Origin of the sequence: Leptospira alstonii serovar Sichuan str. 79601, from assembly GCF_000347175.1 — a bacterium.
GTDB classification, from domain to species: Bacteria; Spirochaetota; Leptospiria; order Leptospirales; family Leptospiraceae; genus Leptospira; species Leptospira alstonii.
Genome location: NZ_ANIK01000028.1, coordinates 244,029 through 256,462, shown reverse-complemented (window position 1 = coordinate 256,462; position 12,434 = coordinate 244,029). Strand labels below are relative to the sequence as shown.

Sequence of the window (12,434 nt, the reverse complement as noted above, 5' to 3'; positions counted from 1 at the left end):
AAAACGACGGGATGTGTTTCGAGTTTATTTTGATAAGACAAAATGAATTTTTGGGACATACCGTAGAATAAAAAGAACGGTTATACTCCGCGGTTTCTGCGAAGTTCTACCAAGAAAAGTCTGTATGCCGCTTTTGAAATTCTTCGAAACGAATCCAATGATTCGTATCCGGTTCGCGGATCTCCGCGGGGCCCAATACTTTTTATAATCCATGTCCGGATGTCCCGGAAGAAAATAACCGAGGTGATAGAATTTCATTCCCATTTCCTTGGCGTAAAGAATGGAACAAAGGATCGCAAAACTTCCCAAACTTCGATCGGTATAATCCGGATCGTAAACGGAGTAGACTGCGGAAAGAGAATCGGAGGCGCGGTCCAAGATCATAAAACCGAGAATCTTCTCGTCCAAAACGAGAGTCATCTCCAAAGAATTTTCGGGATACGCGAAAAGATTCCAACGCATTCCTTCCAAAAGTTCCCGATCCGATTCTCCGATCACAAAACTTTCGTAACGAGATCTTTGATAACGCAGATAAAGAATTTCTTTCTCCACGGTCAGAGCGGGAAATCCGAATCGAACCGTAAGGTCGGCGTTCTTTTTTAAAAGTCTCTTTCGATTTCTACTGGGAACAAACTCGTCCAATGGAATCCGATAACTCAGACAATCGCGGCAACCGTTACAAGAAGCCCGGTAAAGAACGTTTCCGGTTCGTCGAAAACCGGCGTCGAAAAAAAACTGCATTGTTTCCTTTGCAATCTCACCTTGAAACGGAAAATATTGAATCTGACTCAAACGATCCTGATAATAAGAACAGCTCCTCTCCGGACTGATGGGAAGAGAATCCACGAGGTTTTGGAGTTTATGCCGAATCATCTTAGGAAACGGTGACAGATCTACCGGACTCGTAAAGTTTTTTAGGGAAAACTCGACGAAAGAGGCGGTTGTTTTCAGGATGGTTTTTAATCAAACCACGCGTAAGGATCCAAAAACTCTCAGATGCACAAACTCTTTATGAACTTCGAAGTAAAAAAACGCGGCCTTCGGATCGCCTTATTTTTTACGATCGTCAGTTTGATTTGTTTTTTGATGGAAAATACAATCCTTCAATTTACTTTTCTCGGACTTGGACTGGTTTCTTTCGTGTTCACTCTGGTTCTTCCGGAGGTATTTTATTCTTTTACCAACCGAGTTCTGGAATGGACATTAACCTTTCTAAGCGCGATCTTAAAAGTCGGCCTATTATTCTTCTATTTGATTTTCTGGAAACCGATTGGGCTTGGGATCGATCTCTTTCGGGGAGGAAAAAGTTCTTGATCACCATCTTTTGCGACGGAGCGTCCAAAGGAAATCCGGGGCCGGCTTCGATCGGAGTTGTGGCGTATATCTCCGAAAAGGAAGAATTTAAAATCTCCGAACGTATCGGAGAAACCACAAATAACGTGGCGGAATGGGCCGCGCTCAAAAAGGGTCTGGAAGAATGTATTCGAAGAAAGTTCGATTCCGTCCACGCTCACCTGGACTCGGAACTTGTGGTCAGGCAAGTTACGGGAAAGTATAAAGTAAAACATCCCAATCTTTTGGAGTATAAAAAGGAAGTGGACAAACTCGTTTCTTCCTTACAAAGTTTCCAGATCACTCATGTTCCCCGTGAAAAAAATTCGGTCGCAGATAAACTCGCAAACGAAGCCTTTCAGAAGTAAGAACTCTTCCGAAAGAAAACTCGATATAGAAAATTCGAGTTTTGGGACAAACTCTAATCGGAACCGGTTCGAAAACGCTTTTGTTCTTTTGGGGAGAATTCTCATCTGTATCCTTCCTTTTTTTGTCGTGTCGGATTGCGGCCGATCTCTGAAGGACAAACTGATCGTTCTTCAAAAGGAAGAAAAGTTCGAAGAGATGCTTTTGCTCTGTTTTTCCGAAAAGGAAACGGCGGACACAAAAGAACTCTGCGATCTCGCGACGGAAAAAACGGCCGCGGGAATCGATAAGATTCTTTTCGAAAAAACGGAACTTCCTTTCAGTCAAATCACTGTGGATCCGGAATGGAAAAAGAAAATCGAGACCATTCTCCGGAACAACGAAACGTTTCGAAACCGATACGGAAATCTCTGGAAAAAAATGATTCAAGATGACTAACGTGGATCCGATCGCACTGATCGAAAAAATCCCCGAAGTCTTTCGGGAAGACATGATCCACATCACACAAACCGTTCTTAAAGAAGGCGGAGAATGTTATCTGATCGGAGGTTCCGTGCGGGATCTTGTACTTTCGAAAGTTCCCGAAGAATTCGATCTGACCACTTCTCTTTTACCCGAGAAAATTACTTCCATCTTCAAAAGAACGGTCCCCACGGGTATCAAACACGGAACAGTAACCGTTCTGATACAAGACCGCGCTTATGAAATCACGACCTTTCGAAAAGACGCCGACTACTTAGACGGAAGAAGGCCCGAAACGGTGGAATTCGGAGTTTCGTTAGGCGAAGATCTCAAACGAAGAGACTTTACGATGAACGCTTTGGCCCTGGATCTGGAGACAAAACGTCTCATCGACGAACATTCGGGGCTTTTGGACATTCGGAACAAAATCATTCGAACGATCGGCAATCCCATTCAAAGATTCACGGAGGACGGCCTGAGACCGATCCGTGCGATTCGTTTTGTAAGCAGCCTGGGTTTTACCTTGGAACCTAACACCGCAAAGGCGATCGTCGCATGTAGAAACGTAACCGCAAAGGTTTCCAGGGAAAGAGTTCACGACGAACTGAACAAAACTCTCAAAAGCAAAAACCCGTCCCCTTCCCTGAAGTTATTCAAGGAATTTCAAATCTTAGAATTATTCACGAATCTCAAACTATATCCGACGGAAAACGGAATCGTGGAAGAAAGAATTCAAGAAGTTCCCGTTTTTCCTCCGAGTCTCAGACTTTCTTTTTTACACGCTTGGTTGTTCGGAAACTTTCCCGAGGAAAACCTGGCAAAACAGTTTATGAAAGACCTTCGCTATTCCAATCAAAACACGAAGGATTCCGTCTTCTTCTCGACTATGTTGGGTATTTTATTGGATCGGAAACAAAATACCGCGTTGACGACCGATTCTGAAATTCGAAAGACCCTTCTACATCCGGTTTGTGTACACGCAGGAAGGAAAAATCTCCGAATCGTAACGGAGCATATTCTCAATCTTGCATATACTTACGAACCGGCCCTCAAGGATATTTTCGATTTTCAGAAAATTTTAGATCTGATCGAAAGACCGGAAGCCCTTCTTGTTACCGAACTGGCTCTTCGGGGAGAAGACATTCTCAGGGCTTGTCCGAATCTTCCCCCCAAGGAAATCGGTTCCGTTCTCGGAAAACTTCTGTCCCACGTCCTCGAAAATCCGGACGAAAACCGAAAAGATTCCCTTCTTCCTCTTGTAAAGTCCTAAAATCTGATTCCTATCTACTGACTCCTAAAACGTGGGGACCTCCTACGTTTTAGATCTCAGGGGATTTGTGGATGGTACCAGGCTGATGACCTTGCCTGTCAGACATTGACCTTTTTTTGAGATCGGTTCCGATTTTTTTCACTCTGAACGTTCTCTTCCGAACGGTACGAAGAACCGTATACGTTAGGAGGAGAATTCCTTGTTTTACAAATTCATTTTTATCCTTTCACTCTTAACGTTCGTCGAGTGTATTCCCGACTTGCAGCCCACGACTCAAGAGGAAGGTTTTCAAGACCTTACCGGTTCTTGGGAAATTTACCTCGGTTCCCATCCAAACGAAGACCCAATCGATAACGATTTAGAGTCGGACAAGAAACCGAACGTTTCGGATTCCGAACTATGGAAACCTGTACCGATTCCTTCCAATCTCAAGGATTTCGTAAAACCGACTTCCTTTCGCGGCAAAATTCTACTTCGAAAACGTTTTGAATTGAAAAGGCCCGTCGATTCCCTGCTTTCACTTTCCTTAGGAAGGATATCGGATCATGTCCGAGTCCGATGGAACGGACAAGAGCTTTCGGAAGAATTGTTTGACGGTTATCGAAATTCGATTCCCCAAGGATACGATCGAACACGAATCTATTCGATTTCTGAAAAAAGAATATTCCAAAAGAATGAAATACTCGTTTCCATTCGACCCTATTTCGATTACGAATACGGAATACTTTCAGGACCGGTCGGAATCGGTTCGCCCGCTACGATCTGGAAAAAATTCTATCTCCGGGAAATCGGCGGGCTTTTGATGTCGGGCTCCTTCTTGCTGATTGGCGGTTTCTTTTTGTTCCTTTCCTGGAGAGAAAAAAAGGGAGAGGAAAATTTTTATTTCGGATTGTTTTTGGTACTATTCGCCCTATTTCAGATTTTTCTTTCGGAGCTAAAATATATCACCGAATGGAAAATCCTTTACTTAAAAAAAATTGAATATTCTTTTCTTGTGTTTCTGTTTCCCGTTTTCTGTAGATTCTTAAATTCCCTGTTTAAAAAGGCGCGAACCCGATTTCATACTTTTTTGGAAGCGACAATTTTGGTCGTACTCGTTTGGATTTTTTTCGCACAAACCGTTTCGGTATTGGATACGATCAATCGATACGTTCTACAGGTTCTTTGGATCGGATTTGTCTATTTGAGTTTGAGAATTCTCATTCCGAATTTGAAAAAAAGTTTCGAATCCAAAACGATTCTTTCCGGAATTTTATTCTTACTGATCTGCGTAGGGATCGACGTACTTTCTCAAAGAGGAATGTTCAAAACGATTCGCCTTTCCGGATTGGGAGTTTCCGGATTTTTGGGTTTTTTAACCCTAATACTCGCAAACAAATTCGTGAAAATGAAGGAAAAACTGAAATCCTGGAACCGAGTTTTGGAGACGGCCATTCGAAACAGAACCCAAGAACTTTCCTCGAGCCTGGAAGAAATCCGAAACCTCAAAGAACAACAAGACGGGGATTACTTTCTCATTACCCTTCTTTTTCAACCTTTCCTATCGAAAAATCTCAAAACAAACTTCGCGGAGATCGATATCCATAGAAAACAATTTAAGAGTTTTCAATTTAAAAATCGGACCTACGAAATCGGAGGGGACGTGGTGCTCAGCGAACGAGTTCTCATCTCGGGTATTCCGTACCAAGTGTTGATCAACGCGGACGCGATGGGAAAATCGCTTCAAGGCGCAAGCGGCGCGTTAATCTTTTGTTCCATCGTAAAAAGTTTTCTACAAACTCAGGATTATGAATTCAGAAATCCGGAGAATTGGCTTTTTCTTCTCTACTCCAACCTTCAGGCGGTTTTCGAATCCTTTGACGGAAGTATGCTCGTTTCCGGAATTCTCTCCTTGTACCAAATCGAAACCGGAGATTTATTTTTTATCAACTGCGAACATCCTCCGATTGTCATCGCCCGAAACGGAAAAACGAATTATCTTTTCGAAACGGCGGTCTTACGAAAGATCGGTTTTCCGGATTCGGATACCAAGGTAAAAATCGAATACTATAAACTTTTGCCCGGAGACACGATTCTTTACGGTTCTGACGGAAGGGAGGATTTGTATATTCAAGATTCTTCATCCCGAAAACAAAAATCTTCGGTTCCGGACGTATTCTTTGAATTGATTCAAAACTCCATTCCGGACCTGGAGGAGCTGGAATCTAAGATTTCCGAAAAAGGTGCGCTCTCGGACGACTTGAGTTTTTTGAGAATTCAAACCGGCTTTGAAGCCGTTTTCCAAAACAACCTTTCCCAATGCGGAGTTTTGATCCGAGAGGGAAATGAATTTCTTCAAAAGGGAGAAGTTCAAAACGCATGTTTTCAATACGCAAGGGCTTCGATCTTGAATCCCGGAGATCTGAAGTTGTCCAGGCTTGTTTTGCTTTTGGCGAAAAAATCTCGGAATTTGAAACTTGTCCGCTTCTTTTCCGAAAAGGTCCTTTTAAGAACCGACGGGCTTGAAATTCAAACCTCGAAAGGTTCTTCCCAGAAAGAGACCTATTTAAGACCTGAAAGTAGGATAAATTCCAATCTAAACTTAAATTTAAGAAAAAATGCAGCTTAAATGATTATTAAGTAAAAATATTGTTGAATTTATTACAAAAAGAATATAAAGTCATAATTAATCCATTCTTTAGCGAAGATTCGGGCGCTTACAGGAAAGAATGAGTCCGGGAAACCCCAGTCTCCTCCATTCTGCTTTTCCGGACTTCTTTCAATGCCAGCTCGTTACTGGGATAGGATCCAATTCTTTCTAACGGAAGATTTGGATTCCGTCCCGGGATTTTTAGCTTATAGGAAAGAGCATGAAAATATATTCAGGAGCAATAATCCCTTCAAAATTGGATCAACCGTCTCTGTTCGTAACAAAGAACGGATTAAAAAGAAAAATTCCGGTTCAAGAACCCCAGAAAGTTTTAGAAACTTCCCTCGCTTATAGTCTTGAAAAAAATGTTTTAGTCATTTCTTACAACCTACTCTTGGATCATACCGGAGATTCAAGGCTCGCAGAAAAAGATTATCTCCAATTTTCCGCCCGGTTTCATGAAATTTTTGTTCAGGATTCCTGGTTCTTTCTATCCAATCGAATCGAAACCTTTCTCAGAGAACGCGAGCAAGCCAAATTGGATTTTCACTACGATTCCAAATTCTAAAATAAAATTCTGATTGAGCTAAACGCTACCGCTCAATTTACTCTGAAAACGACCCTGATTCCGGTATTTCTCTAACCGATTCCTACCAGAATTTCGATTTTATCCCCTTTGGAGCTGCTATCCATGAAAACTAGAGTGATTACTTTCCATTACACCCTTCACGATAACGAAGGTAATTTGATCGATTCTTCCGAAGGGAAGGCTCCGTTATCCTATTTGGAAGGAGTCGGACATATCATTTCCGGTTTGGAAGAAGAGATGAAAAAAATGGAAACCGGAGAAAAGAGAAAGATCAACGTGTCAGCAGAAAACGCATACGGTATGAAAGATCCGGATCTTATTTTTGACGTTCCTAAATCACAGTTTCCTCCCAATGAAGATTTGCAAGTGGGAATGATGTTTCAAACCGACGAACCGGACAAGGTTTTCACGATCACGGAACTTCAAGAAGAGTCGGTCATTGTAGACGGAAATCATCCTCTCGCGGGAGTGAATTTGGTTTTCGATGTGGAGCTTACCGGAATTCGAGAGGCCACCGAAGAGGAGATTTCGCACGGACACGTTCACGGAGAAGGTGGTCATCACCATCATCATTGAGAGTCGTCACCGATTCGTTCATGTCTTGGAAAAAAGAATTAAATCCGGCTCAATTGGAAGCGGTCCTTACCCAAGAAGGACCCTTGCTCGTTTTAGCGGGCGCCGGAACCGGTAAGACCAAAACCATCATCAGTCGATTGGCGCAATTGGTTTCCTCCGGAATCCCCGCTTCCTCCATTCTACTTTTAACATTCACCCGCAAGGCCGCGAGAGAAATGATTCTCAGGGCTTCTTCCATCGGAGACAAAAAATGCGCCGAGGTTCAGGGCGGGACCTTTCATTCTTTTTGTAGCGGAGTTTTGAGAAAATTCGCCCCCGCTCTCGGAATTTCCTCAGGATTTACGATTTTGGACGATTCCGATTCTTTGGACGTGTTTCAATTTTTGAGAGAAGAACGAGACTTCGGTAAAACCAAATCCCGTTTTCCTTCCAACGAAACCTTGGTTTCCATTCACGGTGAAATTCAAAACACCGGAAAAACCCTCCAGACTATATTAGAAAAAGATTATCCTATTTTTTTGCAAAGAGCCAGGGATATTTCCCAAATTTTCGAAGACTACAAAACGTATAAAAGCGAAAGATCCCTTTTGGATTACGACGATCTGCTTTATTTTACGAGAGACCTTCTCGCAAATCATCCCGGAGTCAGGACGGCGTTATCCGAAAAATATAGATTTATTATGGTGGACGAGTTTCAGGATACGAACAAAGTCCAAGCACATATCGCTTGTTTACTCGCTTCCGAACATTCCAATTTGATGGTGGTCGGAGACGACGCACAATGTATTTATACGTTTCGAGGCGCTTCGGTCAGAGGTATTTTAGATTTTCCTAAAATATTTCCGAATACGAAAACGATTTTTTTGGAAAAGAACTATAGAAGTACGCCGGAGATTTTGAATCTTGCAAACGCGGTCCTTAAAAACTTTTCCGAAAAATACGATAAATATCTTTTTACGGACAATGAAAACGGTCAACTCCCGAACGTTCTGCAATTTGAAGACGAACTGGAGGAAGCGGAAGGAATCGCGGAAATTCTTCTGCAAAAAAAAGAGGAAGGAATTCCCTTTAAAAAAATGAGCGTTCTTTTCCGCGCGGGTTGGAACTCGAATCAGCTCGAACTTATACTCGCAAAACGGAATATTCCGTTCGTAAAATTCGGAGGAAGAAAGTTCATCGAAACGGCTCATATCAAGGATTTGATTTCTTTTTTAAAGCCGCTCGTCAATCCCTTGGATTCCGTTTCTTGGATCCGAATTTTAAAACTGATCCCCGGAATCGGAAATACAAAAGCGAACGGCATTTTAGAGAAGATCCGTAAGACTTCCGGTTCCTTAGAAGTTCTTTTGGAAGAAAACGGAACCGCGATCGGTAAATATCTTTCCCCACTCTTTCATCTTTATCAAAAACACAGGGAAACGAATGCGGAAGTAAAAAAGATCACTGCGGACTTTATCGACTACTACCGGGTTCTTTTGGAAAAAAACTACGACGACTCCAAAAGAAGATCGGAAGACTTGGATTCCGTTCTCGGATTTTCTTTGAAATACGTTTCGCTCGGCGATTTTTTATCCGATCTTACGATGGATCACGCATCCTTAAGTTTGGATAAAATCAAACCGGACAACACCGAAACCGACTTACTCAACTTATCGACCGTACATTCCGCAAAAGGATTGGAGTTCGATCTTGTATTCGTTCTGAACACAACTGAAGGGAGTTTTCCTTCGAGTAAAAATACGGACACGGAAGAGGAAAGAAGACTTTTTTATGTGGCGATCACAAGAGCCAGAAAAGAATTGTATTTTACGAGGGCTTCTTTGGCGGGTTCGAGATCGGGACCGTATTATACGAAACTCTCCCGTTTTTTAAACGAAATTCCGACTCCCGAAAAAGTCTACGAACTGAAACTCATGCCGGGGAAATCCGTATCTAAGGAGCCTTTCACGAACGAAGGCTCCTCTATAAAAAAAACGAACGACTCCTTCTCGAGAATCCAAGGCTACTTCGGGAAGTAAAAATTCATGTTTTCCGCATTCGAAAAACACAGCGAAGAAATTGAAGAATCCTCCGCGCTGAGTTTTTTAGAAAAAAGAATATTCGAATTTTGTAAACTTCCGGGTGGAAAAATTTTGGACGGGAAAAAAATCGGAGCTAAATTTTATCCCTATTCCAATCTAGGAAGTTCCATTCGGATCTCCTCGGAAAAACTCGAATTCAGGATTCATTCCTCCTATTTGAAATCGGAACCGAAAAACTTGGAAGCGGTGATCGATCTTCTCCTGTATAAATTACTAAAACGGCCGATTCCGGATAACTTGGAATCCACGATTCGAAAATTTTACGAAAATCATTCCGCACAAAAAAGTAATACGAACAAAAACCGTAAGAAAGTCCAACGATCCTCCGAGCAAAACGGACAACTTAGGGAAATTCTAGAAAGGATTAACGAATCGTATTTGAAAATCGATCTTTCCGATCTGGAGATTTTTTGGGGAAAATCCAAGTCGATCACAAGACTCGGGCATTACGACCCGACGCATAAGATGATCGTAATCAACCCCGTTTTATCTCTTGAATCCGTTCCGGATTTTGTTTTAGAATACATCGTGTTTCACGAACTGTTGCACGTTCATTTTCCGGTTTCCAGGAAAAAAGGAAGAAATATCATCCACGGAAAGGAATTCAAAACTTTCGAAAAAAAATTCGCCGATTACAAACGGGCCAATACGTGGTTAAAATCAGAATTTTTCCTAAGAACAATTTTACGTTGAATTCTTTATATTCGAAAAAAGAGGTAAATGGTGCATCCGAAAGTGTTTGAAACTCTTTATATTCGCAAAAACTACGTGGACGAGGAATTACGAAATCACCTGAAAGAAATGCAAAGTTTGAATTACCGCTCTCTCGGGGAATACGACCGGGGAGTTTACGACGGCTACGTTCAGGCGATCACCGAAATTCTAAAAAAAATAGAAAGAAAATTCTCTCAGGCCGGATAGTTTGTTTCGAATTTTAGTCTTAGGGACCGGAGCCATTGCCGGACTTTACGCCGGTAAACTTGCGCAAGCCGGTTGTAAGATCGATTTTTGGGTTCGAAGAAATTTTTCCGAATTGGAAAAGAACGGTTTTCAAATCGAAAGCCCTTCCTGGGGAGATTTCCGTTATAAAGCGAACCGAATTTTTGAAACGGTTCCTAAAAATTTAAAAGAATACGATCTAATCCTCAATTGCCTAAAATGTCTTCCCGAAGTTCGTCTGGAAACGATCTTAGGAAAATCCATTCCGAACGATTTGCCGATTTTACTTTTGCAAAATGGGATCGATATCGAAGAACCCGTTTTATCCCTTTACCCGAACAACGAAATTTTAAGCGGCCTGGCCTTTGTTTGTGCCAATCGTCTCGGCGAGGGAAAAATTCTTCATTTGGATTATGGAGAATTGACGATCGGATCTTGGAATCGAAATCCTTCTCCGATTTGCGAAAAACTCGTCGCACTTTGGAATCAGGTCGGAGTTCCGACTGAAAACACGGAAACGATTCGACAAGCTCGTTGGAAAAAATTGATGTGGAACGCGCCCTTCAATCCGATCAGCGTGCTTTCGGGAGGAAAAAACACCTCCGAAATTTTAGCGGAGCCTACGAGCCGGTTGCTCGTAATCGAAATCATGAAAGAAGTTCAAAAACTTTCCAAACTCGACGGCGCGGAAATTCCGGAAACTCAGATCGAAATCTTGATTCGAATGACCGAAGTCATGAAACCGTATAAGACAAGTATGCTTTTGGATTTCGAAGCGGGAAGGCCCTTGGAATCGGAGGCAATTTTGGGAAACGCGATTAGAATCGGCGAGAAAAACGGTTTAGAAATTCCGTATATTCAAACTCTCTACTCCCTTTTAAAATTAAGAGCGGATTAGCGCATAATCAATGCGAAAGCGATTGAGTGTGAAAACAAAATTAACTTGCAGAATTTTTTATATTATAACGTGAGATTCGCGCGATTTTTTATATTTGCCTAAAAAGAATTGAGAAGTTTCCTGATTCCTTTTTCAAGCCCGTCCAAGGACAAAAAATACATCGGAACACGATTTCCAATTTCACGGATCGTAGGAGCGTCCCAGTATTGGATCGGCTCGGGATTCAACCAAATCGAATCCTTAAAATGTCTTCGAATTCTTTTTAAGGAATCCAAACCCGACTCAGGATTTTCAGGAAGTCGAAAGTCCATCCGAAACCGACTGTGATAATAACCGTACGTGGAATCGAGCAACTCATAGGGCGCCATATATGCGTCCCCGATGATGATAAGTTTGGTATCGTTACTGTGTTTTTTAAAAACCCTTTGTAGAGAAAGCGGAGTTCTCATGTTTGCCTTGGGATAAACCGCGTCGTAGATGATATTGTGAAAGTAATAATAATGAAACTCCTTGAAGTGATTGATCTGATGACTCGCAGAAAAGAGTTTGTTTACCCTTTCCGCGTGCGAAGTCATACTTCCTCCCGTGTCCATCAGCAATAAAACCTTGAGTCCGTTCTTGCGAGAACGTTCGAACTCGATCTGAATATCCCCCGCGTTTCTACAAGTGGAATCGATCGTCTTCGGAAGATGAAACTCGGATACGCCTTCCTTTCTTAAGTTTCTGAGCTTTTTGAGAGCGGTTTTGATCTGACGTACGTCGAGTTGTTCGTCCGTTCTGTATTCTTTATAACGTCTTTCTAATGCTTGAAAAACTGCCGACCGATTTCCGCCCTCGCCTCCTACCCTCACTCCTTCCGGATTTTTTCCTCCGTGCCCGAACGGAGAAGACCCTCCGGTTCCCACCCATTTGTTTCCTCCGTGGTGTTCCCCCTTTTGTTCTTCGAGCCTTTTTTTAAGTTCCTCCAAAAGTTGATCGGGGGGAAAAAGGGACGGAGGGAGTTTATTAGGATTATCAAATATTCTATTCAGCCAGTCCAATAATTCCTGTTTGAATTCCGATTTGAGCGCGCCTTTTTCCCCGAAAATTTCGGAAAAGACTAGGTCAAAGGCGTCGAAATACTTGATGTCTTTGACCATACAAGCTCTGGAAAACCGATAGAGTTCGTTTAAGCCGATCCATGCCTTTTGATGAGTCGTATAATGATCCACAACCTTCAGGAAGTCCAAAAATTCTCCCGTTGTAACCGGTATTCCTTCGCCTTTAAGTCTGTAAAAGAACGGAATGAACAT

At 42.2% G+C, this 12,434-nt stretch carries 12 protein-coding genes and 1 pseudogene; 11 read left to right on the top strand and 2 right to left on the bottom strand.

The annotated features are described in order from the left end of the window. Positions 1–106 precede the first annotated feature (106 nt). Positions 107–873, bottom strand: a pseudogene (locus tag LEP1GSC194_RS06960) (arginyltransferase). A 123-nt stretch (positions 874–996) separates the two neighbouring features. Between LEP1GSC194_RS06960 and LEP1GSC194_RS06955 the strand changes: the two are divergent. From LEP1GSC194_RS06955 to LEP1GSC194_RS06905, 11 genes are all read left to right on the top strand, one after another. Next, positions 997–1,314, top strand: coding sequence for a hypothetical protein (locus LEP1GSC194_RS06955; RefSeq protein ID WP_020772804.1), 318 nt, complete (start codon positions 997–999; stop codon positions 1,312–1,314). Then, positions 1,311–1,700 carry a ribonuclease HI family protein gene (locus LEP1GSC194_RS06950; protein WP_020772784.1) on the top strand — a complete coding sequence of 130 codons (390 nt, stop codon included), beginning with the start codon at positions 1,311–1,313 and terminating at the stop codon, positions 1,698–1,700. Before LEP1GSC194_RS06955 ends, LEP1GSC194_RS06950 begins: the two co-directional genes overlap by 4 nt. 103 nt (positions 1,701–1,803) lie before the next feature. After that, a complete protein-coding gene (locus tag LEP1GSC194_RS06945; RefSeq protein ID WP_086005164.1) occupies positions 1,804–2,136 on the top strand; it encodes a hypothetical protein in 333 nt (110 codons plus the stop codon). Further along, entirely contained in the window at positions 2,129–3,430 is a 1,302-nt protein-coding gene (locus LEP1GSC194_RS06940) for a CCA tRNA nucleotidyltransferase (protein ID WP_020772883.1), read from the top strand. The genes LEP1GSC194_RS06945 and LEP1GSC194_RS06940 overlap by 8 nt, the downstream gene beginning before the upstream one ends. Before the next feature lie 199 nt (positions 3,431–3,629). Then, positions 3,630–6,038: a SpoIIE family protein phosphatase gene (locus LEP1GSC194_RS06935; protein WP_020772864.1), complete on the top strand. Its 2,409-nt coding sequence runs from the start codon at positions 3,630–3,632 to the stop codon at positions 6,036–6,038. A 241-nt stretch (positions 6,039–6,279) separates the two neighbouring features. After that, positions 6,280–6,627, top strand: a complete 348-nt coding sequence (locus LEP1GSC194_RS06930) for an LIC14007 family protein (RefSeq protein WP_020772770.1) — start codon at positions 6,280–6,282, stop codon at positions 6,625–6,627. 123 nt (positions 6,628–6,750) lie between these two features. Further along, complete coding sequence (locus LEP1GSC194_RS06925) at positions 6,751–7,224, top strand: FKBP-type peptidyl-prolyl cis-trans isomerase (protein ID WP_020772949.1); 474 nt, start codon at positions 6,751–6,753, stop codon at positions 7,222–7,224. Positions 7,225–7,244: 20 nt separating this feature from the next. Next, the gene (locus LEP1GSC194_RS06920) at positions 7,245–9,242 is read left to right on the top strand and encodes an ATP-dependent helicase (RefSeq protein ID WP_020772943.1); all 1,998 of its coding nucleotides are present in this window, start codon (positions 7,245–7,247) and stop codon (positions 9,240–9,242) included. Between the two features lie 6 nt (positions 9,243–9,248). Further along, positions 9,249–9,998: a SprT family zinc-dependent metalloprotease gene (locus tag LEP1GSC194_RS06915; RefSeq protein WP_020772875.1), complete on the top strand. Its 750-nt coding sequence runs from the start codon at positions 9,249–9,251 to the stop codon at positions 9,996–9,998. Between the two features lie 30 nt (positions 9,999–10,028). After that, on the top strand, positions 10,029–10,226 hold the full coding sequence (locus LEP1GSC194_RS06910; RefSeq protein WP_020772826.1) for a hypothetical protein: 198 nt from the start codon (positions 10,029–10,031) through the stop codon (positions 10,224–10,226). A gap of 1 nt (position 10,227) precedes the next feature. Beyond that, entirely contained in the window at positions 10,228–11,142 is a 915-nt protein-coding gene (locus tag LEP1GSC194_RS06905) for a ketopantoate reductase family protein (protein ID WP_020772742.1), read from the top strand. A 98-nt stretch (positions 11,143–11,240) separates the two neighbouring features. On the opposite strand, the gene LEP1GSC194_RS06900 is transcribed toward LEP1GSC194_RS06905, so the two are convergent. Further along, on the bottom strand, positions 11,241–12,434 hold the full coding sequence (locus tag LEP1GSC194_RS06900; protein ID WP_020772751.1) for a hypothetical protein: 1,194 nt from the start codon (positions 12,432–12,434) through the stop codon (positions 11,241–11,243).

What these genes read in the sequence shown, in the direction of transcription:
- LEP1GSC194_RS06955 (WP_020772804.1), top strand. Translation starts at nt 997, where the DNA reads ATGCACAAACTCTTTATGAACTTCGAAGTAAAAAAACGCGGCCTTCGG.
- LEP1GSC194_RS06940 (WP_020772883.1), top strand. Translation starts at nt 2,129, where the DNA reads ATGACTAACGTGGATCCGATCGCACTGATCGAAAAAATCCCCGAAGTC.
- LEP1GSC194_RS06930 (WP_020772770.1), top strand. Translation starts at nt 6,280, where the DNA reads ATGAAAATATATTCAGGAGCAATAATCCCTTCAAAATTGGATCAACCG.
- LEP1GSC194_RS06925 (WP_020772949.1), top strand. Translation starts at nt 6,751, where the DNA reads ATGAAAACTAGAGTGATTACTTTCCATTACACCCTTCACGATAACGAA.
- LEP1GSC194_RS06920 (WP_020772943.1), top strand. Translation starts at nt 7,245, where the DNA reads ATGTCTTGGAAAAAAGAATTAAATCCGGCTCAATTGGAAGCGGTCCTT.
- LEP1GSC194_RS06915 (WP_020772875.1), top strand. Translation starts at nt 9,249, where the DNA reads ATGTTTTCCGCATTCGAAAAACACAGCGAAGAAATTGAAGAATCCTCC.
- LEP1GSC194_RS06900 (WP_020772751.1), bottom strand. Translation starts at nt 12,434, where the DNA reads ATGTTCATTCCGTTCTTTTACAGACTTAAAGGCGAAGGAATACCGGTT.